Annotated in this window: 30 protein-coding genes and 1 pseudogene; 27 read left to right on the top strand and 4 right to left on the bottom strand. The window is 69.9% G+C overall.

The features are described 5' to 3' along the window. Window positions 1–194: 194 nt before the first annotated feature. A complete protein-coding gene (locus ACF1FZ_RS28465; protein ID WP_391776251.1) occupies window positions 195–1,013 on the bottom strand; it encodes an arylamine N-acetyltransferase in 819 nt (272 codons plus the stop codon). 100 nt (window positions 1,014–1,113) lie between these two features. Here ACF1FZ_RS28465 and ACF1FZ_RS28460 point away from each other — a divergent pair, with 100 nt between their 5' ends. Next, on the top strand, window positions 1,114–1,569 hold the full coding sequence (locus ACF1FZ_RS28460) for a pyridoxamine 5'-phosphate oxidase family protein (protein WP_391776250.1): 456 nt from the start codon (window positions 1,114–1,116) through the stop codon (window positions 1,567–1,569). Window positions 1,570–1,637: 68 nt separating this feature from the next. Here ACF1FZ_RS28460 and ACF1FZ_RS28455 read toward each other — a convergent pair. Then, window positions 1,638–3,269 (bottom strand): annotated as a pseudogene (locus ACF1FZ_RS28455) (ComEC/Rec2 family competence protein); the annotation flags it as partial. Between the two features lie 37 nt (window positions 3,270–3,306). Here ACF1FZ_RS28455 and ACF1FZ_RS28450 point away from each other — a divergent pair. After that, complete coding sequence (locus tag ACF1FZ_RS28450; protein WP_391776249.1) at window positions 3,307–4,848, top strand: recombinase family protein; 1,542 nt, start codon at window positions 3,307–3,309, stop codon at window positions 4,846–4,848. Here ACF1FZ_RS28450 and ACF1FZ_RS28445 read toward each other — a convergent pair. Together ACF1FZ_RS28445 and ACF1FZ_RS28440 are read right to left on the bottom strand one after the other, a co-directional pair. After that, window positions 4,772–5,320, bottom strand: a complete 549-nt coding sequence (locus ACF1FZ_RS28445) for a hypothetical protein (protein WP_391776248.1) — start codon at window positions 5,318–5,320, stop codon at window positions 4,772–4,774. The two genes, ACF1FZ_RS28450 and ACF1FZ_RS28445, sit on opposite strands and share 77 nt — an antisense overlap. A 10-nt stretch (window positions 5,321–5,330) precedes the next feature. Beyond that, a complete protein-coding gene (locus ACF1FZ_RS28440) occupies window positions 5,331–5,777 on the bottom strand; it encodes a multiprotein-bridging factor 1 family protein (RefSeq protein ID WP_391776247.1) in 447 nt (148 codons plus the stop codon). A 233-nt stretch (window positions 5,778–6,010) separates the two neighbouring features. Here ACF1FZ_RS28440 and ACF1FZ_RS28435 point away from each other — a divergent pair, with 233 nt between their 5' ends. From ACF1FZ_RS28435 to ACF1FZ_RS28315, 25 genes are all read left to right on the top strand, one after another. Beyond that, window positions 6,011–6,244, top strand: a complete 234-nt coding sequence (locus ACF1FZ_RS28435) for a helix-turn-helix domain-containing protein (RefSeq protein WP_391776246.1) — start codon at window positions 6,011–6,013, stop codon at window positions 6,242–6,244. Beyond that, the gene (locus tag ACF1FZ_RS28430; protein WP_391776245.1) at window positions 6,241–6,420 is read left to right on the top strand and encodes a hypothetical protein; all 180 of its coding nucleotides are present in this window, start codon (window positions 6,241–6,243) and stop codon (window positions 6,418–6,420) included. The genes ACF1FZ_RS28435 and ACF1FZ_RS28430 overlap by 4 nt, the downstream gene beginning before the upstream one ends. A gap of 79 nt (window positions 6,421–6,499) precedes the next feature. Continuing rightward, window positions 6,500–6,856, top strand: coding sequence for a hypothetical protein (locus tag ACF1FZ_RS28425; RefSeq protein WP_391776244.1), 357 nt, complete (start codon window positions 6,500–6,502; stop codon window positions 6,854–6,856). Between the two features lie 8 nt (window positions 6,857–6,864). Further along, window positions 6,865–7,413 carry a hypothetical protein gene (locus ACF1FZ_RS28420; protein WP_391776243.1) on the top strand — a complete coding sequence of 183 codons (549 nt, stop codon included), beginning with the start codon at window positions 6,865–6,867 and terminating at the stop codon, window positions 7,411–7,413. After that, a complete protein-coding gene (locus ACF1FZ_RS28415) occupies window positions 7,410–7,799 on the top strand; it encodes a hypothetical protein (RefSeq protein ID WP_391776242.1) in 390 nt (129 codons plus the stop codon). Before ACF1FZ_RS28420 ends, ACF1FZ_RS28415 begins: the two co-directional genes overlap by 4 nt. Next, window positions 7,792–8,262, top strand: coding sequence for a hypothetical protein (locus ACF1FZ_RS28410; RefSeq protein ID WP_391776241.1), 471 nt, complete (start codon window positions 7,792–7,794; stop codon window positions 8,260–8,262). The genes ACF1FZ_RS28415 and ACF1FZ_RS28410 overlap by 8 nt, the downstream gene beginning before the upstream one ends. Continuing rightward, window positions 8,259–8,747, top strand: coding sequence for a hypothetical protein (locus tag ACF1FZ_RS28405; RefSeq protein ID WP_391776240.1), 489 nt, complete (start codon window positions 8,259–8,261; stop codon window positions 8,745–8,747). Before ACF1FZ_RS28410 ends, ACF1FZ_RS28405 begins: the two co-directional genes overlap by 4 nt. Next, entirely contained in the window at window positions 8,744–9,022 is a 279-nt protein-coding gene (locus ACF1FZ_RS28400; RefSeq protein WP_391776239.1) for a hypothetical protein, read from the top strand. The genes ACF1FZ_RS28405 and ACF1FZ_RS28400 overlap by 4 nt, the downstream gene beginning before the upstream one ends. Continuing rightward, on the top strand, window positions 9,019–9,240 hold the full coding sequence (locus ACF1FZ_RS28395; RefSeq protein ID WP_391776238.1) for a hypothetical protein: 222 nt from the start codon (window positions 9,019–9,021) through the stop codon (window positions 9,238–9,240). The genes ACF1FZ_RS28400 and ACF1FZ_RS28395 overlap by 4 nt, the downstream gene beginning before the upstream one ends. 13 nt (window positions 9,241–9,253) lie before the next feature. Beyond that, the gene (locus ACF1FZ_RS28390) at window positions 9,254–10,060 is read left to right on the top strand and encodes a hypothetical protein (RefSeq protein ID WP_391776237.1); all 807 of its coding nucleotides are present in this window, start codon (window positions 9,254–9,256) and stop codon (window positions 10,058–10,060) included. Window positions 10,061–10,062: 2 nt separating this feature from the next. After that, entirely contained in the window at window positions 10,063–11,151 is a 1,089-nt protein-coding gene (locus tag ACF1FZ_RS28385; RefSeq protein WP_391776236.1) for a hypothetical protein, read from the top strand. Beyond that, on the top strand, window positions 11,148–11,951 hold the full coding sequence (locus ACF1FZ_RS28380) for an exonuclease domain-containing protein (protein WP_391776290.1): 804 nt from the start codon (window positions 11,148–11,150) through the stop codon (window positions 11,949–11,951). The genes ACF1FZ_RS28385 and ACF1FZ_RS28380 overlap by 4 nt, the downstream gene beginning before the upstream one ends. Beyond that, on the top strand, window positions 11,936–12,385 hold the full coding sequence (locus ACF1FZ_RS28375) for a phiSA1p31-related protein (protein ID WP_391776235.1): 450 nt from the start codon (window positions 11,936–11,938) through the stop codon (window positions 12,383–12,385). Before ACF1FZ_RS28380 ends, ACF1FZ_RS28375 begins: the two co-directional genes overlap by 16 nt. After that, window positions 12,382–12,633 (top strand): hypothetical protein, encoded by a 252-nt coding sequence (locus ACF1FZ_RS28370; RefSeq protein ID WP_391776234.1) that lies wholly within the window; start codon window positions 12,382–12,384, stop codon window positions 12,631–12,633. The genes ACF1FZ_RS28375 and ACF1FZ_RS28370 overlap by 4 nt, the downstream gene beginning before the upstream one ends. After that, a complete protein-coding gene (locus ACF1FZ_RS28365; RefSeq protein WP_391776233.1) occupies window positions 12,630–13,217 on the top strand; it encodes a hypothetical protein in 588 nt (195 codons plus the stop codon). The genes ACF1FZ_RS28370 and ACF1FZ_RS28365 overlap by 4 nt, the downstream gene beginning before the upstream one ends. Beyond that, complete coding sequence (locus ACF1FZ_RS28360; RefSeq protein ID WP_391776232.1) at window positions 13,214–14,020, top strand: hypothetical protein; 807 nt, start codon at window positions 13,214–13,216, stop codon at window positions 14,018–14,020. Before ACF1FZ_RS28365 ends, ACF1FZ_RS28360 begins: the two co-directional genes overlap by 4 nt. Beyond that, complete coding sequence (locus tag ACF1FZ_RS28355) at window positions 14,017–14,283, top strand: hypothetical protein (RefSeq protein WP_391776231.1); 267 nt, start codon at window positions 14,017–14,019, stop codon at window positions 14,281–14,283. The genes ACF1FZ_RS28360 and ACF1FZ_RS28355 overlap by 4 nt, the downstream gene beginning before the upstream one ends. A 3-nt stretch (window positions 14,284–14,286) precedes the next feature. Beyond that, on the top strand, window positions 14,287–14,730 hold the full coding sequence (locus tag ACF1FZ_RS28350) for a hypothetical protein (protein WP_391776230.1): 444 nt from the start codon (window positions 14,287–14,289) through the stop codon (window positions 14,728–14,730). Further along, a complete protein-coding gene (locus ACF1FZ_RS28345; protein WP_391776229.1) occupies window positions 14,727–15,089 on the top strand; it encodes a hypothetical protein in 363 nt (120 codons plus the stop codon). Before ACF1FZ_RS28350 ends, ACF1FZ_RS28345 begins: the two co-directional genes overlap by 4 nt. A gap of 13 nt (window positions 15,090–15,102) precedes the next feature. Further along, a complete protein-coding gene (locus ACF1FZ_RS28340; protein WP_391776228.1) occupies window positions 15,103–15,930 on the top strand; it encodes a hypothetical protein in 828 nt (275 codons plus the stop codon). Continuing rightward, window positions 15,927–16,418, top strand: coding sequence for a hypothetical protein (locus ACF1FZ_RS28335; protein WP_391776227.1), 492 nt, complete (start codon window positions 15,927–15,929; stop codon window positions 16,416–16,418). Before ACF1FZ_RS28340 ends, ACF1FZ_RS28335 begins: the two co-directional genes overlap by 4 nt. A gap of 38 nt (window positions 16,419–16,456) precedes the next feature. Beyond that, on the top strand, window positions 16,457–16,633 hold the full coding sequence (locus tag ACF1FZ_RS28330; protein WP_391776226.1) for a hypothetical protein: 177 nt from the start codon (window positions 16,457–16,459) through the stop codon (window positions 16,631–16,633). Window positions 16,634–16,646: 13 nt separating this feature from the next. After that, window positions 16,647–17,246, top strand: a complete 600-nt coding sequence (locus tag ACF1FZ_RS28325) for a DUF1643 domain-containing protein (protein ID WP_391776225.1) — start codon at window positions 16,647–16,649, stop codon at window positions 17,244–17,246. After that, window positions 17,246–17,602, top strand: coding sequence for a hypothetical protein (locus ACF1FZ_RS28320; protein ID WP_391776224.1), 357 nt, complete (start codon window positions 17,246–17,248; stop codon window positions 17,600–17,602). Before ACF1FZ_RS28325 ends, ACF1FZ_RS28320 begins: the two co-directional genes overlap by 1 nt. A 77-nt stretch (window positions 17,603–17,679) precedes the next feature. After that, a complete protein-coding gene (locus ACF1FZ_RS28315) occupies window positions 17,680–18,558 on the top strand; it encodes a DNA-methyltransferase (RefSeq protein ID WP_391776223.1) in 879 nt (292 codons plus the stop codon). Window positions 18,559–18,560 lie beyond the last annotated feature (2 nt).

The following is an 18,560-nucleotide window of genomic DNA, read 5'->3' as shown; positions in this document are numbered from 1 at the left end:
CTGCTGAGTGCCGTCGCGCGGAGGTGGGAGCGAGAGCCCGGATCGACCGGGTCCCGGCGCGTGGGTCCCACACATACCTCATGGTCCGTGCCGCGCCCTGCTGAGTGCCGTCGCGCGGAGGTGGGAGCGAGAGCCCGGATCGACCGGGTCCCGGCGCGTGGGTCCCACACATACCTCATGGTCCGTGCCGCGCGTCACACCGCCAGGCCCGGGCGCACCGCGGGCAGGCGGGTGAGCGCCAGGCCGAAGTGGTCGCGGTAGACGGCCAGCACTTCGGCGTCGTCGCCCAACTCGGTCTCGTGCCGCTCGCCCTGCACAGTCGTGATCAGGGTGCGGCCACTGAGGGTCACCCGGCCGTCCCCGGTACGCCGGGAGCAGATGAGTGACCGGGTGAAATGGGAGTCCGGCGAGGTGCGGTGGTACCAGGAACCGGCCCGGAAGTCGGCCAGTACCCGTGGGCGCGGATCCAGGCGAAACTGCCGCGAACCGTCGCGCAGCAGGTCCAGGTCCCCCTGTGGCGCCTCCCGGAAGCGGAATCTTCCGCAGGGATCGTGCTGTTCCGTGCGCGCGTCCAGCTCGAGCGGGTGCAGGGCGTGGTCGCCGAATCCGACATCGGCGAGCCACGGGCCGGTGGTGTCGTCGGTCTCCACGTGCAGTGCCACGTGGTCGTACGGGATACCGAGACGCCCGCCGTCGCCGAAGGTCCGTGCCTGGAGCAGGGTGACGCGGAAGCCGAGTTCGCGCAGCAGTGCGGCGAAGGCGCCGTTGAGTTCGTAACAGAAGCCGCCCCGGTGGTCCGTCACGATCTTTTCGACGAGCTTCTCCTCCTCCAGGGCGATGTCCTCGGCGAGATGGAGGGAGAGGTTCTCGAAGGGCACGGTCTTCAGGTGGCGGAGTTGCAGCTCGCGCAGTGCCGCAGCATCGGCACGGACGGGACGGGCCGCACCGATGCGTTCCAGATAGGCGTCCACCCAGGCAGGCGTGGAGGCCGGTTGCTGCGCTTCCTCGTTCATGCGGTAAGTCTGTCGCGGCGCCACGGACGGCGCCACGCTCCTCTGGTCCTAGGACCGTCGACGGATGCGGCTGCCTCAGCCGCTGGCTAGCGTGTGGGCCATGACGGAGCGAGAACCGGTACGCGGCCCGGAACAGCGCAAGCAGGATGTGCTCGACCGTCTGGAGAAGGACGAGGACGTATGGGTGGCGACGGCCTCTGCCGACGGTGTTCCGTGCCTGGTGCCGTTGTCGTTCGTATGGGACCGGGGCACGCTGCTGCTGGCCACCCGGCGGACCAATCCGACGGCCGTCAACGTGACTCCGTCCGGACAGATCAGGGTCACTCTCGGGCACACCCGCGATGTGGTGCTGATCGAGGGAACGGCCGAGATCGTGGAGGGGACGGACCTTCCCGCCGAGTCGGGGGACACGTTCGCCGCGAAGCTCGCCTGGGACCCGCGGGGCCGCTCCGCATGGGTGTACCTGCGCGTCACGCCGTACACCGTGAAGGCATGGCGTGAGGAGAACGAGCTGGCGGGGCGCGAGCTGATGCTCGACGGCACCTGGCTGGTCTGACGGCGGGTCCCGCCGCGGCAGCAGGGAGCCTCCTGGCAGCGGAATACGGCACCGTGCGTACGCCGCGTTCATGACCTGCCCGCCGCCCGTAGCCCCGAGCCGGTGCCCGCCACCGCGATCGCACCATGGACATCGGTGCGCAGGACCTTCGCTCCCGACGCCTCGAGTGCTTCGACCGTGCGGGCCGCCGGATGACCGTACGGATTGTCGGTGCCGCAGCTGATCAGCGCGAGCCTCGGACGGGTACTGCGCAGAAGTGCGGCGTCCTGGTGGGCGGATCCGTGGTGCGCGACCTTGAGCACGTCCACCCGGGGCAGTGCCGGATGGCTCCGCAGCACCCCTTGCTGAGCCGGGGGCTCCAGGTCACCCAGGAGCAACAGGGTCAGCCCGCCGGACCGGACGAGGAGTGTGACGCTGGAATCGTTGGGTTCCTCGGTGGCGTAGGCCGCTGCCGTCCCCGTCGCGCCGGCCGCGGGCCAGAGCACCTGCCAGTCGAGAGGGCCTGTCCGGCGCCGCTCCCCAGGAACGGCCCGGACCAGCGGGACACTCGCCGCCGCGGCTGTTCTCCTCACGAAGGCCGCCTGCTCCGGGGGTTCTTCGAGGGACGTGGTCTGGATCGCACCGACCTCACGGCCCTTCAGCACTCCGGGCAGACCGCGCACGTGATCGGCGTGGAAGTGGGTCAGCAGGAGAAGAGGTACCCGGGTGATGCCCAGATCGCGCAGGCACCGGCCCACCAGGCGGGGTTCGGGGCCGGTGTCCACGACCACTCCCGCGCCGTCTCCGGCAGCGAGCACCATCGCGTCCCCCTGTCCTACGTCGCAGAGCGCGAAGGCCCAGCCCGGTGGCGGCCACCCCGTCATGAGCCGGGTGAGGGGGACCGGTCTCAACACCGCGAGCACCAGCAGGAGCGCTGCCACGGAACAGACCCAGGGGCGGTGGGCCAGGTGGCGGGCCGACAGCACCAGCAGGAGCGTGAGAAAGGCCAGGAGAACCGCACCGCGCCAGCCACCCGGCCAGTCGAGTTCCGCTCCGGGGAGCGCGGCGCCGGTACGGGCCACGGACGCGATCCATCCGACCGGCCAGCCGGCGATCTCCGCCAGCACTTGCGCCACCGGCATGGAGACGGGGGCCACGGCGAGCACGGCGAAACCCAGGACGGTCGCGGGCGCCACCGCGAACTCGGCGAGCAGGTTGCATGGAATCGCCACCAGACTGACCCGCGACGCGAGGACCACGACCACGGGTGCGCAGACTGCCTGAGCAGCTCCTGCGGCTGCCAGTACCTCGGCAAGCCGTCCCGGGACCCGGTGCCGCTGAAGAGCGCCGCTCCACCTCGGCGCGAGAGTGAGAAGTGCCCCGGTGGCGAGCACGGACAGCAGGAAGCCATAGCTGCGGGCCAGCCACGGGTCGTACAGCACCAGGAGCAGAACGGCCGCGGCCAGAGCGGGAATCAGCGATCTGCGCCTGCCCGTCCCGATGGCGAGCAGTGTGATCAGACCGCAGACAGCCGCACGCAGGACACTTGGCTCGGGACGGCAGACGATCACGAAGACGAGCGCGACCCCGCCACCTGCGAGGGCGGTCATACGCAGTGAGATGCCCAGCCGGGGAGCCAGGCCACGGCGTTCGCTGTGCAGTGCCGTACCGGGTGGACCGATGAGGAGGAAGAGCAGAATCGACAGGTTGGCGCCCGACAACCTGTCGTAGGGGGGTGGGTACGCGTAGCATCTCCTCATGCCGATCGCACCGGAGCATCTCGCCCTCTTGTACACGGGCCCCTTCGACGCCTACCTCTACGGCCGCAACTCACGCGACCCCAAGAAGAAGGGGAGCAGCGTCGGCGACCAACTCAACGAAGGGCGTGAGCTCTGCCTCGAAAACGGATGGCCGATCAAACGCGAGTTCTCCGACATCGGCCGTTCCGCCTCTCGCTACGCGAAGCGCGAGCGCGAAGAGTTCGAGGAGATGATCGAGGGGATCGAGTCCGGCGACTGCCGCATCCTCGTTGCGTGGGAGGCGTCCCGGTACTACCGCGATCTTGAGGTCTACGTACGGCTGCGCAACGTGTGCATGGCTGCGGGAGTGTTGCTCTGCTACAACGGCACCGTCTACGACCTGAGTAAGCGCAGCGACCGTAAGGCGACCGCACAGGACGCCCTGCAGGCGGAGGATGAGGCCGAGGGCATCCGAGACCGCAACTTGCGCACCGTACGCCTGAACGCGAAAGCGGGCGGTCCGCACGGTCGGATCCTGTGGGGGTACGCCCGGCGATACGACCCGGACACGGGTGACCTGGTCGAGCAGTACCCGCACCCCGAGCGCTCGAAAATCGTGCAAAAGATCTTCGAACGCGTCGCGGCCGGCGAGAGCGAGTACTCGATCCTGCAGAATCTGCGCGCCGGCGGGGAACGGCTGCCGGGCATCCGGTGGGAGCAGCACCATCTCGTCTCGCTGCTGCGGAACGTCGGGTACAAGGGGCGGCGCATTCATCAGGGCATCGACGTGGGGAAGGCGACGTGGCCAGCGCTCGTCGAGGATGAGCTGTTCGATGCGGTGCAGCAGATCATCAGCGCACCGGAGCGCCTCACCACGAAATCGTGGGCCGTGGTACACCTCCTGTCGGGCATCGCCCGCTGTGGTGTCTGCGAGACGGCCCCACACCTGAAGATCCTGAACAACCGCGGCATCAAGAGCTACCAGTGCTCCGAGGCGTTCGACGTGTCGATGTCCGAGGCGAAGTTGGACGCGTACGTCGAAGAGGCCGTGATCGAGTTCTTGGAGTCGAAGGCGGCCGCGGCGGCGTTCTCGTCAACCGACGACCAGAAGCGCACCGCGGCGGCGCGGTTGCGGCACAAGCAGATGCAGGCGCAGCTCGACGCCGCCCGGTTGAAGGCGGCCGAGTTCGGGCCGGACGGTCAGCCGGTGTTGTCGATCCAGTCCCTCGCCGCGCTGGAGGCGACGCTTACGCCGAAGATCGAAGAAGCGCGGGTACAGGCAGAGGCTGTGAACGTGCCGCCGCTGTTGCGCGGCATCATCGGCCGGCCGAACGTTGACGCAATCTGGGAGGACATGACGATTGAGCAGCGCCGTGCCGTGCTGCGGGCTGTGGTGAACATCAGGCTCATGAAGGCGCGGACGTCGGGAATCCGAAAGATCGAGCCGGGGCGCGTGCAGTTGACGTTCTACGGCGAGGAGGGGTTCATCCGCGGGTGGCGCCGCGGCCCCGTGTCGGTTCCTCCGCAGCGCGCTGATGCGCTGGACGTGGAAACCCGATGATCTGCGCGTACTCGTGCTCGGTGGGTGCGAATTTGCCGTCGCGGAACATGTGGAACGTGTTCTCGATGGTCTCGCAGACCAGCTTGGCGCGGTCCTCTTCGAAGCGTTCGGTCAGGGTGGCGCGTTCCGCGTCGAGGGTCGCGGTCATCCGTTGGCGTTCTGCTGCTATGTCCCTTTGCAGGCGGCCGCGCTCGACCTCGAGGGCTGCTTGTGCCGCAACGTAACGCATGCGCTCGGTGTCGGCGTCGCGTACGGCGTCACCGAGGCGCGATCTCTCTCCGTCGGCTCTGGTGACCCAGCGGCGGATCAGTACGAGAGCGATGAGGGTGAGAGCGGTCATGGTGAAGATGGCGCCGCCGATGGTGCGTGGCAGGTCATCGGCGATGATCCCGTAGATGACGACCGATAGGCCCGCGCTCGTGATGAGCGCGGCGCCTGCCGCGGTGGCCCGGGATCCGGCGTTCAGTTCCATGTAGCCCCCGTTACATCTGTGCTGCTGTGCCCCCGCGCTCGTCGCCGGGCTGATCATTGTGCTCTTCGAAGCGCTTGAGCCGCTCGATAGTTGCAATGAGCATTTCTACGCCTACGGGATCGCTGATGCCCACCCGAGTTGCCATCTCTTCGGGCGAGAGTGATCGCGAGCCTACCTGTGAGCGGTCAGTTTCGGACAGTGCCCGAAGCGCATCGCGTGGGATTCCCATGGCTGTGAGCAGGTCGATCAGCTCGATATCCAGCACTTTTGCGAGCGGTGCCCAGAAGACCATTTCGGGCACTGCCTGCCCGTTGAGCATGCGGGACACGCTGCTTTCGGACATACCGGAATCTCTGGCGAGTCGAGCACCAGCACCGCGGCCGGTGTATCCGGCGCGTTCGGCGGCTGGCACTACGACGGCAGCGAATCGCTGCGCACGCGTGGGGGTGTCTGTCATGGCCAGAACCCTACTTCCCTAGCTAGGGAGTATCCACAAAATCCCTCCCTAGCAAGGATGCGATGTCGGCCACTCGCACGCGTTCTACCTGCATATTCAATCGTTCGAACTTACATTCGGACGCAAGGCGGCGTATTCCGGGTTCGAACCTTCCTTGCTAGGGAGGGAGAAGTGTGGCAGAGTCTCCCTTGCCAGGGAGAAACCCCCTCCTACCTGCATTCGAAGGAGGAGCCATGTACCGACTGCGCATCACCAGGCTGTGGGAGATCGCAGCCGCGCACGGCGACACCACCAGAGCCGCCATCCACCGGCGCACCGGAATCGCCGAATCCTCCGTACACCGCATCGTGTCGGGCCAGTCACAGCCTGACTTGAATTCAGCTCTCCGCCTCGCCGAGGCGTACGGCGTGCAGGTCGAAGACCTCATGCAACGCACCGACGCCGACACCGAAAGCGTGCCGGCGTGACCCGCCGCGAGGAGCGCCGGAGGCTGCTCGGCACCGACGTGATCGAGGCGATTCACGCCCGGGTCGCTGAGGCTCCGGCCCTCCCCGAGGACGCGATCGCCGATGTCCGGCGAATCCTGACCCGCCCGGCCGGCCGTACCACCGCCGAGCCCACCGAGGACCAGACCGCCGCGTAAACACGGCGGGGCCGCTCCGACTTCCCGGCCTGAGCGACCCCCCGACGACCAACCCGACTGACAGAAAGGGCCGATCGCCTTGAGCGCGCAGCCTATCGAACCTCCCCAGCCCGACACCTACGCGATCACGAGTGATAACCGTCTCGCCGTGCAGACGCTGCTCGACAACATGGCGCTTCCTGCGCCGACGATGGTCGCCCGTCCGGACGCCGTGCACGTCACGCTCGCCGACGTCGACGACCTCGCACAGTGGATGTACGCGCTCGGCGGCGAGGTCCGCCGGGGCGTCGAGATCAGCGGAGCGTCACTGTGGACGCTGCACACCGAGACGCCCATGCGCCTGAGCGGGACGACGGTGCGGATCCTCGTGCACGTGCCGGTCGTGTCGGGTGAGGACGTCCTCGCCGCACTGCGTACGGCTGGCGGTGCCCTGTGAACGCCTCGATGACGCCGGAGCAGCGTAAGGCGATCGCCGTGCAGATCGGCGAGGTGAGGCCCGCGACAGACAAGCTGATCGGTGTGTTCGCCGAGTCGGTTGCGAACATCCGTAACCACGAGCACCCGTCGCGGGATGACCTGTACTGCATGAACCTCTCGTCCTACATGGGCGAGCGGGTGGCTCCGGTCCTACGCCGTCTGCTGGACGCGGAGATCGAGGCGGCAGAGCTGCGCAACCGGATTGCCGAGCTGGAGACGGCCGTAGCCCACACGCTGAACTCCCACGGGAAGTACGCGGACTCGCCGCACTGCGAGACCGACGGCGAGCCGTGGCCCTGCCCGACCGTGACAACGCTTGCCCCGGTTGGCTGGTCAACGAGCGACGAGCCCGACGACGAGGTACACCCCCCGCACCCGGCACCGTGCCGTCACCCCGCATCCCCCGACTGCCTGTGTCCCGCGCCCGGGTCGCTGCTGGACCGTCTCACCGGTCCGGGCGGCGAGGCCGCGCTGCTCGCCCGAATCATGCAGGACGACGACGAGGTGACGCCGTGACGATCACCGAACCGTTCACGGCCCCCGGCCGCGGTCGCCCTACCCCGAGCCCGGCCGCCGTCGCCCTCGCCGTTCAGTGCCGCAAAGCGAAGGCGCTCGCCGACACCGCGACCGCCCGGTTCGAGTCGATGCCCACCCCGGCCGAGTCGTCGGCCGCCGGCGGCGAGGTGCAGCTCGTCGTCCGCCCCACCTGCCTCGCCGATTGGGTGCGCTGGACGACCACCCTCGGGATCCGGGACGTCCGGCGCATGACGAACACCGGCGTCGCGACCGTCGTGCGGTTCGAGCTCGACGGCGTGCGCGCCCGGCTCGTCGGCATGGGGGTTCCGGCGCTGCTCGCAAAGACCTATGGCCCGTACCGCTCGAAGGGGTCCCACCATGCCTGACGACAAGATGGTTTCCGCTCCGATCCCGGTCGGGACCCGCGCGATTCCCGGCGGTTCGCGCCTGATGCTTGACGCGTTCGCGCAGTCCGTGGTCGAGAGCGTCCTCGACGCGCTGCTGTCGACGGACCGTGACAGCGACGTGTACGAGCGGCTCGTCGCCCTGGCGGAGATGACGCCGGACGAGCGGCGGATGCTGCCCGAGCAGCGGCTGCCGTACGAAGAGCTCGTCTCGGACCTGGTGATGTTCGCGCCGAAGTGGACGCCGCTCTACGGCGAGCGGGGGCTCGCTCTGGCCGAGCAGCTCATGCGGAACGGGGCGCAGGCGCTGCCGGTCGGTCACTGGGCAAAGCACGCGTGGCACCAGTGGTCGGTGGTTAAGGCTGTGGCCGAGGCCGATGCGGCGGAACAGGCGGCCGAACAGGCTGCCGTCGCCGCCGAGCGCAAGGGCAGTGCTGCCGCATGAAGCTCACCACCCGCGACGAGTGGCGCGTGATCATCGAGATCCGCCCCCGCTACACCCACACCCCGATCAGTGCTCTCGGGTTCACGAACCTCGGCTACGACCTCGACGGCGAGATCACCGGCGACCCGTTCGAGCTCACGATCGCCCCCCGGCGGCTCGGCGACCTCGGGCCCGGCATGTCGGTCGGCGATCAGTGGTCGGGCCGTGACATCGACGCCGCGTACAAGGAGCGCTGCGAGGCGATGCTCGCCGAGCTGCTGCGCGCCCCTCATGTGCGCGGCGGGCGGGTCACCTGCACCGAGACCCACACGTGCTCGCACTGCGGGTACGGGTGGGAGGTGCTGACCGCCGACGAAGCGGCCGACTACTCGACTAACCAGGACGAGCACAGCGTCGAGGGCGAGCCGGTCTGCTGCGACAAGGCGATCGCCGAGTTCCGCACCGAGCGCGGCATCCCGGCCGTGCAGTGGGGCGGTGCAGCATGAGCATTCTCGACAATGCCCGCTTGGCGGCGCGTGAGGTGCTGCTTGCCGACACCGGAAAGCAGCGCCCGATGTGGCGGCAGTGCTTCACCGAGCTCGACGGCTCCCTGCACCCGAACGCGATTGCCCCGGTCTGCCTCGACGAAGAGCACGACCCCGAAGACCCAACGGTGTACGTCTGCTGCCCCGACACGGTCGTCGAGGTCGAGTCGCACGTGATCGGCGCCTATCTCGTCGAACTGCTCAACACCGACGCCGCGGTCGGTGAGTCCGCATGAACGAGCGCGACAAGTTGGCTGCGGCGCTCACCGCCATGGGAGCTCTGCCGGTGCCGATCGGGGCGGCCGCGACGGCGGCCGAGTTGGGGAAGGACACCCACGGCCAGGCGCCGCGCATGGGCGAGTCCACCCCGGCGTTTCGTCCGGCGCTGCGGGCGGCGGCGTTCCTTTCCGGCGCCCGGCGCGGCCGGGACGTGACGGCGGTGTCCGGTGGCTGATCCTCGCCACGCTGTGGCAACCGAGCGGGGTCGCTACTACCGCGACCCCGCCGGGGGCCCGGATCTCATCTCCGTGACCAACGCACTGAGCGCGATCGCGAAACCGGCACTCGTCCCCTGGTCGGCCGGCATCACGGCCGACGCCGTGATCGCCGACCCGATCACGGTTGCCCGCCGTGCCCGGACCGAGCCGACCGCGCTGCGGCGCGAGCTCGTCGCCGTGCACCGGCAGTACACCGAGCGGGCGCAGGATCTCGGGACCCGCGTGCATGAGCGTGCGGTCGCCCTGGTCCTGAACACGCCGCACCCGGCCGACCCCGAGGTCGAGCCGTATGCGATCCAACTTGCCGCGTTCTACCGGCTGTGGCGGGTCGACTTCGACCGGGACATCGAGGCCATCGAGACGACGGTCGTGCACCGCCGCTACGGGTACGCCGGGACCGGCGACGCGTGGGTGTGGCTGGCGACCGGCCCGTTCGGTCGGCGGCAGCTGTGGCTCATCGACTACAAGACGAGCGCGCGGAAGCCGGACACGGTCGTGTACGCCGAGCAGCCACTGCAGCTCGCTGCGCTGCGCCACGCGCCGGTTCTACTCGCCCCTGACGACTCCGACGTGCCCGCGTTCAAGGTCCGCCGTACCGGGCTGCTGAATCTGCGACCGCGGTCGCACCGGCTGATCGAGGTCCCCTCGGGCCGGGCGCAGTTCGCGGCGTTCCTCGCCGCCACCCGCACCGCCCGCTACCTGCACACCGCGCCGAGCGCGTACCCGACGATCCTGCCCGACTGGGCGCCGGGATCCCCCGACCGAAAGGCAGCCTGACCATGGGTAGCCGAATCCTCACCATGAAGCGGCAGGCCGCCGAACTCGGGCGGATCCGCACCGGTTACAGCCGGCCGAACCCGAACCCCAAGAAGGGGCCGATCCCGGTCAAGTCGAAGACGTTCGTGCTGTCCAGTCACAGCCGCGCGTACATCGAGCGGGCCGCCGCCCTGTACGGCGGCGACGTCGAGGAGTGGACACCGCAGAACCAGAAGATCGCGCAGTACCGGGTGATCACAACGGCGACCGAGCTGCGGGCCGTGCTGCCCGCCGGTGACCCGCTGTCGCAGGCGTACGAGCTGTGGTCGGGCGGTGGCTGCACCCGCCGCTGCGACGGCGAGACAGAGCAGCTCACCCGGCAGCCGTGTCTCTGCCTCGCGCAGTTCGGGCCCGACTGGCACGAACAGAACGACGTCAAACAGGGGTCGGTATGCAAGCCGACGACCCGTATCGGGGTGTTCCTGCCTGACCTGCCCGACCTCGGTGTGTGGCGGCTGGAGTCGAAGAGCCACTACGCGGCCGACGTCATGGCGGGCGGTATCGACACGGTGCTGCAGGCGACCGGCGGCAAGGGTCTGATGCCGGTCCGTATGTGGATCGAGCAGCGCACGGCGGTGCGACGGGGCAAGACGAAGAACTTCCCGGTCGTGATGCTCGTGCCGTCGCTCCCGACGCTGCGGCAGGCTCTCTCGGGCCCGCTGTCGACGGCGGCCGCGCTGGACCCGAGCGGCGTTGACCGTCCGGCGATCGAGGCGGCACCCGCGGTCGTGCCGGACTACGTGGCCGACGCCAAGCAGTGCCGGACGGCCGACGATGTGCTCGCCGTGTATCAGCGGGCGTATGCCGCGGGGCACGGCACTCCCGAGCTCAGCAGCGCTCTGCAGGCGATCGCCGCGGACATCGCGAAGGGTGTCGATACCACCACCGGCGAGGTCGGCGACCAGGACGACGAGCACGGCCCCGACGACGACGGCGTGTACGACGGCGAGTTCGTCGAGGACGAGCCGGCCGACCAGGACCCGGAGCCGCCGACCGCGTACCCGGCCCCGACGTGGCCGCAGGCTGCTGTGCCGGGCGGGGGTGCCCGCTGATGTGGCACAAGACGCCCATGGTGGCGTTCGATCTTGAGACGACCGGCATCGATGTCGAGCAGGACCGCATCGTTACCGCCGCGGTGCTCGGGCTCGGCGGGGGCGGAAAGACCGACTCGTACGAATGGCTCGCCGACCCGGGGATCGAGATCCCGGCCGAGGCAACCGCCGTACACCACATCACGACCGAGCACGCCCGCGAACACGGCGAACCGGCGCACGACGTCGTCGATCAGATCACTGAGGCGCTCGCGATCCGCGTACGGCTCGGCGACCCGATCGTCGGGCACAACGTGCCGTACGACCTGACGCTGCTCGACCGCGAGTGCCGGCGGCACGGTGTCGAGCCGCTGCTCGACCGGCTCGGCGAGACGCCGCTGCGGGTTCTCGACTCGCGGGTCCTCGATCAGCAGGGGTTGCCGTACCGCAAGCGCGTGTCGGAGACGCAGGGCGCCCGGCAGCTCATCACGCTCGCGCAGGTCTACGAACTGCCGTGGGACGAGACAGCGGCTCACGGCTGCTCGTACGACGCGCTGATGTCCGCGCGGATCGTGTACCGGATCGGGTCGCTCGCGCACATGCGGCGCATGGACTGGCCCGAGCGGATCAAGCATCACCGCAAGGCGCAGGTGCATCACCTGCAGGGGCTCAGCCTCGACGAGCTGCACGCCGCGCAGATCGGGTGGGCCGCCGAGCAGGCCGCCGGGCTGCAGGCCCATTTCCGCAAGACCGATCCGGCCGCCGTTGTCGACGGGGCATGGCCGCTGCGACCCATGGGGGCAACGTGCGAATCCAACTGATCGACCACGCCGAGCACGCGCTCGTCGTGACCCTCACCCGCGAGGGCCGCCTTACGGTGGCGTACCCCGGGTTCTGCGGGGCTGCGGCTGCCGAGGTGCTGCGGGACGTCGCCGACCGGCTGATCGAGGCTCACGGCCCTGCCGTGTGCCACCCGGATGCCGAGCCGGAGCCGCAGCACGACAGTGCGGAGACGCTCGGGCAGGGCGGCAGCCTCGACGCCGACCGTGCGGTGTGGACGGATGGCACGGGCCACGCCTGGGACCTGTCGGTCACGTGGGGGTCGGCCGGCAACCTGCGGTGGTGGTGGACCGGCGGGCACACCGAGGCCGGCGTGCCGCTGATGCGGACCGGCGACGGGACCGACGAGCAGCCGCTCGATCTCGTGTGGGCGCTGTACGGGCCGCTCTTCCCGACGGCAGGTGACCGCGCATGAGCGCCGACGTCCTGCCGTTCCTGGGAGCCGCCGTGGTCGTCTCGGCCGCCGCGATCACGTGGGCTGTGCGCCTGGCCCCGACCGCCCGCCCGTCGGGCACGGCCCGGTTCACCGCCCCGGAGCCCGGTGTGCGGTACCTGCGGTGCGACTCCCCGCACTGCGCGCACATGACGTACCCGCACCGTCCGACGGGCGCCGGCACGTTCGTCTGCTCGAACTGCGGTGACGAGAAGGGGGGCCCGGCATGAGTGCCGTTCCCGGTCTGATCGCCCCCGGCGCTCTGTCGCCGCTCGCCGACCGCGTGGTCACCCCAGGTGGTCTGCGGGTCATCGGGCTCGACCTGTCGCTCACCTCGACCGGGGTGTGCCTGCCCGACGGCTCGACGTTCCGGATCAAGACCCGGGCGAAGGACGGCGACCGGCGGCTGCTCGCAATCCGTGACCGTATCCGGGCGGCGCTCGCCGAGCACCGGCCGCACCTCGCGGTCGTCGAGGATCTCCCCGTTCACGCCATGGCGGCCGGGCGGACAGCGAAGGTACACGGCATCGTGCTCGGCGAGCTGCTCGACGCCGCAGTGCCGTACGCGTACGTCGTCCCGGCGACGCTCAAGAGCTACGCCTGCGACCACGGCAACGCCGACAAGGCGCGCATGGCAGCGGCCGCGTACCTCGCGGCCGGCGTCGAGTTCGCCGACGACAAGGGCGGCGACCAATGCGACGGATGGTGGCTGCGCGCGGCCGGGCACGACGCGCTCGGGCAGCCGCTGTTCGGGATGCCGCAGGCGCAGCGCGACCGGCTGCTCAAGGTCGAGTGGCCGGAGGTCGCACGATGACGACGATCACTCGCCCGCACGGCTACGCGCGGTACACGCTCGACGGGTGCCGCTGTTGCACCTGCGGCTGGGCAAACTCTGAGTACCGCCACGCTCGGGCTGTAGCGATTCAACGCGGCACGTGGCAGCCGTTCGTGAGCGCGGTGCCGGTGCGTGAGCATCTGCTGCGGCTACGTGAGTGCTCGCTCGGGACGCGCCGTGTTGCCGAGATCGCGCAGGTCGACCGGAAGCGTTTGCAGGCTGTCATTAACGGCCGCCCCGAGCGGGGGACGGGGCCGCAGGAGAAGGTACGTCCCGCACTCGCCATTGCAGTGCTGCAGGTTCGGCCGACCCTCGACAACCTCGGCAGTGTGGTGCCGATCGACGCAACAGGCACGCACCGGCGGTTGCAGGCGCTCGGGGCCGCCGGGTGGCCGCGTGCTCAGCTCGCGCAGCGGCTCGGCCGCCCGCAGCTGTCCGACCTGTTCGCCTCTGCACGGACGCAGGTGCGGACGGCCCGGCGCACCCGGGACCTGTACGACGTCCTGTGGGCTGCCGATCCGCGTGCCCACGGGGTGTGTGTCTCGGCCTACAACCGGGCCCGGAACAACGCCGTGCAGCTGCAGTGGGCGCCGGTGGGCGCGTGGGATGACGACACGATCGACGATCCGGCTGTCTCCCCGGAGTGGACTGGTGCGTGTGGCACGCCCGAGGGCTGGATCATCCACCAGCGCATTGGGGTGCCTGCCTGCCCGCCGTGCAACGCGGCCCGGTCTGAGTACCGGCGGGCGAAGAGGGCGGCGGAGAAGAGCGTGCCGGCATGACCGGGTTCGGGCCGACGATCGGCAACCCACGACCGGGCCCCGGCCTGCGGGTCCGCTTCGACGGCTCGAAATCCCTGGTCTGCGCCGACTGGTCGTGTGCCTGCGGCGCCCCGTCCGAGGACGCCATCGGCCCCGACAACGTGCAGCAGCTCGTCCTGCGGGCCGAGCGGCACCGGCGCGACGAGTGCACCGACGAAGACGTGCGACGGGCGGCCGCGCTGCGCGCTCACCGCCGTAAGCACCCCGGCAAGAGAAGGAAGTGACCCATGCCGAAGATCGACAAGTACGCCGAGGTCGAGATCAAGGTAGACCCGGCCGGCGGAATGCTGCAGGGCGCGCTCACCGCCGAGCAGCGCCGCGGGCTCTTCGAGTACCCCGGTACGAGCGTGTTCGCGGTCGTCGAGCTCACGAGCAAGGCGTACACCGGGCACGCTGACGGCGAGGACAAGCAGCCGCAGGTGAAGGTTCGCGTGACGCTCGCCGAGGTCGCGCAGGACAACGAGCAGGCGCAGATGATCGCCGAGATCATGCGGGCGATGATGCGCCGCCGCAAGATGGACGGCACCTTGGACGAACTCGGCCACGGGTCGCGGGACGTCGAGGGCGCGGTGTCCGAGGCCCTCGGGAACATGCCGACCGAGCGCGAGTTCGAGGCGCACCAGGAACGGAAGCGGGCCGCCCGCGGCTCCCGGGTCGAGTACGAGGGATGACAAGGCCCCCGGCGGCCGCCGGCAGCGAGGCGCGGCGTACGAGCTGCCCCCGCTGCGGGTCCCCCGTGTTCCGGCAGCTCGTCGGACGCCGAGCAGCGCTTGACGTCACCGCCGACGACACCCGGTACACCGCGGCGGCCGCCGGGGCGCTTCGTGAACCGAACCGTCTCGACTGGTGCCTGCGCACCACGAAGCACGGGCCCGACCTGCGGTGGGCAACGTGCCACACCCTCTCGACGCAGTGCCCGCACGAGCACGTCGTCGACCACGTGTGCACCGCCCCGCCGCGCCCTCTCACCCCCGCCGCTACGCGCAGGCCCCGTACTTCCCCGGTTCCGGCCGGGCAACTCACGCTCTGATCAGGAGAATCCGATGCCGTTCTTCGTCGTGGACGATGGGGCAGATAGCCACCCGAAGATGGTGCGCGCGAAGAACGCCGCCGTCGGGCTGTGGACGCGCGTCGGCTCGTACGTTGCACGCCACCTCACCGACGGGCACGTGCCCGGCGAGATCGCCAAGATGTACGGCAGCGCCCCGCAGATCAAAAAGCTGATCACCGTTGGTCTGTGGCACGAGCACGGGCACACCTGCCCGCGCTGCCCCGCAGTCCGGACCGGCGACTACTACATGCACGACTACGCCGAGAGCGGTAACCCCTCTCGAGCGGAGGTGCTGGAGCGCCGGGAACGAGCCGCCGAGAAGAAGCGGCAGCAGCGCGCCGGCGGCACCGCACCCGGGAAGCGCCGCCCGCCCGCCCCGCCGCAGCCGGATCCGCCGCAGCCGGATCCGCTCGACTTCGGGGACGAGCCGCCGGCCGACGCCGAGGACGCCCCGCCCGAGGAGTGCCCGCCGCCCGCCCGTGCGCCCCGCCCGGCCGCCGATGTGATCGCCCCGGACTGGGAGCCGAGCCCTGACGACGTGCAGGCCGTGCAGGTCGCCCGCCGCGACGCCGGGCGGCCGCCCTTGTCCGTCGACCAGGTCGACGCCGTGACGCGGAAGTTCGTGCGCCGGCAGCTCGACGACGGACGCACCGCGGCGGCGTGGGGCGGCCGGTGGCGGCAGTGGGCCGAGAACGAGCGCCCCGAGCCGACGGGTGGCGTTGTCGTCCCGTTCGGCGGGGCTCAGCAGAGCAAGTCACAGCAGCAGCGCGCCGGACTGGCCGCGCTCCGCGAGCGCCTTGAGGGAGGCAGCAGCGCATGAACATGAAAGAGACCCTCGATCTTCTGGACGAGATCGCCCTGATCGACGACCGGGTCGTCAAGTCGAACGAGACCGAGCAAGAGGCGCAGCTCAACATGTGGGCGGCGGTCCTGGTCGGCGTTCCGTACGAGTTCGCCGGGCTCGCGGTCGGGCAGCACTACGCCGAGAGCGCGTGGCCGATCATGCCGAAGGACATCGCTGCCCGGTGGCGGAAGGTCGCATCCAACCGGCTCGAACGGGGTGTGCACACCTTCGAGCCGACCGACCACCCCCACATCGACCCGGACGACATCACTGGCTATCAGCTTGCGTTGCGGGCGCAGCGGCGAGCGGTCCGCACGGGCTGCGACGAGCCGATCGTCATGCGGGCACTGATCGCCGGTTCGGATCCGGTGGTGCGCGGCACGCCGAATGAGGAATACCGGCGAGCACGCGAGGCGACGCAACGGGCGCGGGCTGAGGCGGCGTACGTCGAGGTGTCGTCGTGAGGTACCCGCGCACCGATCGGTCGAGCATCCCCGACGCTGTGGCCGCTGTTGTCGCTGCGGTCATCGAGGAGCACCCGAACGCCGGCCCCGACACGATCGGCCGGCTCGCCGTCGCCGAGCTGAAACAGAGCGGGTGGCACTGGCACCTCGGACACGAGCCGCTGTGTGCCCCCGTCCATGCCCGCCCTGAACTGTGCCCGCCCGCAACTCGCTGAAAGGACTCCCGCCATGGCGTCTCTGATGATCCCCGCCCCTACGGTGCCGACCCCGCAGCCGGTGCGGCACCGGACCGCGGAGATCTCCCCGTGCGACCGCTACCGGTACCGGCTCACCCGCGAGTGGGACGACGCCCGACCGCCGGCCACGTTCGTCATGCTCAACCCCTCCACGGCCGACGCCGACCAGGACGACGCCACCGTGCGCAAGTGCATCCGGTACGCGCAGCGGTGGGCGTGCGGGTCGCTCGTCGTCGTGAACCTGTTCGCGTGGCGGTCGACGGACCCGCGACGCCTCCCCACCGGGCCTGAGGCGGTCGGCCCGGACAACGACGGGTGGCTGTCGCAGGCCGCGCTCGACGCCCTCGACTCGGGCGGGCCGCTCGTCGCCGCGTGGGGTGCGCACTCCACCAGACAGCCGCGTTCCGGAGGTTCTGAGCTGCCCGGGTTGGAGGTGCTCACCGTCGAGCAGCGGGTCGCGGACGTGTTGACGCTGCCGGGCATGGGTCGGCTGACCGCGTTGTCTGTGACGCGTGACGGGCATCCGGGGCATCCGCTGTATCTGCGGAGCGAGGCCCGGCTCGTCGCGTGGTCGCCGAGGGTCGGTTGCTGATGCCGATCCGACCGGAGAACCGTGCGCGGTACCCGAAGAACTGGCCGGAGATCTCGGCGGGTATCCGCTTCGGCCGCGCCGGGAAGCGCTGCGAGTGCACCGGAGAGTGCGGGCGCGGGACGCACAACGGGCGGTGCCCGAACCTGCACGGCGGTATCGCCTACGGCACCGGATCCCGCGTGATCCTCACCGTCGCTCACCTCGACCACACCCCAGAGAACTGCGACCCGGGCAACCTGCGGGCGATGTGTCAGGGCTGCCACCTGCACTACGACCGCGATCACCACCGGCGGACTGCGGCCGCTACCCGGCGAACTGCGGTCGAGGAAGCCGGACAGCTTGTTTTCCCCGCCTGAGCACGAAGCAGGGCGGCCCGCTCGAACCGGGCCGCCCCACCCGCCCAGTGTCCACCACCAGCACAGGAGACAACACCGTGACCAAGTACTACCGCGACGAGCAGGTGACGCTCCTCCTCGGCGACGCCCTGGACCAGATGCGGGCCCTGCCCGATGGCTCGGTCGACTGCATCGTCACCAGTCCTCCGTACTACGGGCTGCGGGACTACGGCACCCCCGGCCAGTACGGACTGGAGCCGACCCCCGCCGAGTACGTGGAGCACCTGCGGCAGGTCTTCGCCGAGGCGCGCCGCGTCCTTGCCGATGACGGGACGCTGTGGCTCAACCTTGGAGACAGTTACAGCTTGAGCAGCGGTGGAACTGCTGGATCTTCCGCCCAGGTAACCGCCACACGAACCAACGTCCAGACCCGCATAGGCCGAGGCGACCGCCCCGCCAAGAGCCTGCTCCTACTTCCCGAGCGAGTCGCCCTGGCATTGCAGGACGACGGATGGATTCTCCGCAACAAGATCGTGTGGAACAAGCAGGACGCCATGCCCGAGTCGGTGCGTGACCGGCTCAGCCGTCGGCACGAGCCGATCTACCTGTACAGCAAGAAACTGCAGTACTCGTTCGATCTCGACGCTATTCGCGAGCCCTACAAGCCTACGACGCGTGAAACCTCATCGAAGGGCAGCCGACTCCGCAATCCAGGAGACGTGTGGACCTTCCCTACTGCCCATCTCTCAGCAGCTCACTTTGCGACTTTCCCCCTTGCGCTGCCGGTCCGCTGCATCAAGGCCGGCTGCAAGTCGGGCGGCACGGTCCTCGATCCGTTCAGTGGGTCCGGCACGACGGGCGTTGCAGCCCGACAGCTCGGCCGCCGCTACGTCGGCATCGACCTCAACCCTGCCTATCACGACCTCGCCATCCCGCGGTTCGCGCAAGGCGTCCTCGACCTCGACGCTACCGCCTGACC

Source organism: Streptomyces sp. NPDC014623, from assembly GCF_043088245.1.
Taxonomy (GTDB): domain Bacteria; phylum Actinomycetota; class Actinomycetes; order Streptomycetales; family Streptomycetaceae; genus Streptomyces.
Note: the sequence above shows the minus strand (reverse complement) of the source record. Positions and strands in the feature narration are given on the sequence as shown.

What these genes read in the sequence shown, in the direction of transcription:
- ACF1FZ_RS28465 (WP_391776251.1), bottom strand. Translation starts at nt 1,013, where the DNA reads ATGAACGAGGAAGCGCAGCAACCGGCCTCCACGCCTGCCTGGGTGGAC.
- ACF1FZ_RS28460 (WP_391776250.1), top strand. Translation starts at nt 1,114, where the DNA reads ATGACGGAGCGAGAACCGGTACGCGGCCCGGAACAGCGCAAGCAGGAT.
- ACF1FZ_RS28450 (WP_391776249.1), top strand. Translation starts at nt 3,307, where the DNA reads ATGCCGATCGCACCGGAGCATCTCGCCCTCTTGTACACGGGCCCCTTC.
- ACF1FZ_RS28445 (WP_391776248.1), bottom strand. Translation starts at nt 5,320, where the DNA reads ATGGAACTGAACGCCGGATCCCGGGCCACCGCGGCAGGCGCCGCGCTC.
- ACF1FZ_RS28440 (WP_391776247.1), bottom strand. Translation starts at nt 5,777, where the DNA reads ATGACAGACACCCCCACGCGTGCGCAGCGATTCGCTGCCGTCGTAGTG.
- ACF1FZ_RS28435 (WP_391776246.1), top strand. Translation starts at nt 6,011, where the DNA reads ATGTACCGACTGCGCATCACCAGGCTGTGGGAGATCGCAGCCGCGCAC.
- ACF1FZ_RS28420 (WP_391776243.1), top strand. Translation starts at nt 6,865, where the DNA reads ATGACGCCGGAGCAGCGTAAGGCGATCGCCGTGCAGATCGGCGAGGTG.
- ACF1FZ_RS28410 (WP_391776241.1), top strand. Translation starts at nt 7,792, where the DNA reads ATGCCTGACGACAAGATGGTTTCCGCTCCGATCCCGGTCGGGACCCGC.
- ACF1FZ_RS28405 (WP_391776240.1), top strand. Translation starts at nt 8,259, where the DNA reads ATGAAGCTCACCACCCGCGACGAGTGGCGCGTGATCATCGAGATCCGC.
- ACF1FZ_RS28400 (WP_391776239.1), top strand. Translation starts at nt 8,744, where the DNA reads ATGAGCATTCTCGACAATGCCCGCTTGGCGGCGCGTGAGGTGCTGCTT.
- ACF1FZ_RS28395 (WP_391776238.1), top strand. Translation starts at nt 9,019, where the DNA reads ATGAACGAGCGCGACAAGTTGGCTGCGGCGCTCACCGCCATGGGAGCT.
- ACF1FZ_RS28385 (WP_391776236.1), top strand. Translation starts at nt 10,063, where the DNA reads ATGGGTAGCCGAATCCTCACCATGAAGCGGCAGGCCGCCGAACTCGGG.
- ACF1FZ_RS28370 (WP_391776234.1), top strand. Translation starts at nt 12,382, where the DNA reads ATGAGCGCCGACGTCCTGCCGTTCCTGGGAGCCGCCGTGGTCGTCTCG.
- ACF1FZ_RS28365 (WP_391776233.1), top strand. Translation starts at nt 12,630, where the DNA reads ATGAGTGCCGTTCCCGGTCTGATCGCCCCCGGCGCTCTGTCGCCGCTC.
- ACF1FZ_RS28360 (WP_391776232.1), top strand. Translation starts at nt 13,214, where the DNA reads ATGACGACGATCACTCGCCCGCACGGCTACGCGCGGTACACGCTCGAC.
- ACF1FZ_RS28355 (WP_391776231.1), top strand. Translation starts at nt 14,017, where the DNA reads ATGACCGGGTTCGGGCCGACGATCGGCAACCCACGACCGGGCCCCGGC.
- ACF1FZ_RS28350 (WP_391776230.1), top strand. Translation starts at nt 14,287, where the DNA reads ATGCCGAAGATCGACAAGTACGCCGAGGTCGAGATCAAGGTAGACCCG.
- ACF1FZ_RS28345 (WP_391776229.1), top strand. Translation starts at nt 14,727, where the DNA reads ATGACAAGGCCCCCGGCGGCCGCCGGCAGCGAGGCGCGGCGTACGAGC.
- ACF1FZ_RS28340 (WP_391776228.1), top strand. Translation starts at nt 15,103, where the DNA reads ATGCCGTTCTTCGTCGTGGACGATGGGGCAGATAGCCACCCGAAGATG.
- ACF1FZ_RS28335 (WP_391776227.1), top strand. Translation starts at nt 15,927, where the DNA reads ATGAACATGAAAGAGACCCTCGATCTTCTGGACGAGATCGCCCTGATC.
- ACF1FZ_RS28325 (WP_391776225.1), top strand. Translation starts at nt 16,647, where the DNA reads ATGGCGTCTCTGATGATCCCCGCCCCTACGGTGCCGACCCCGCAGCCG.
- ACF1FZ_RS28320 (WP_391776224.1), top strand. Translation starts at nt 17,246, where the DNA reads ATGCCGATCCGACCGGAGAACCGTGCGCGGTACCCGAAGAACTGGCCG.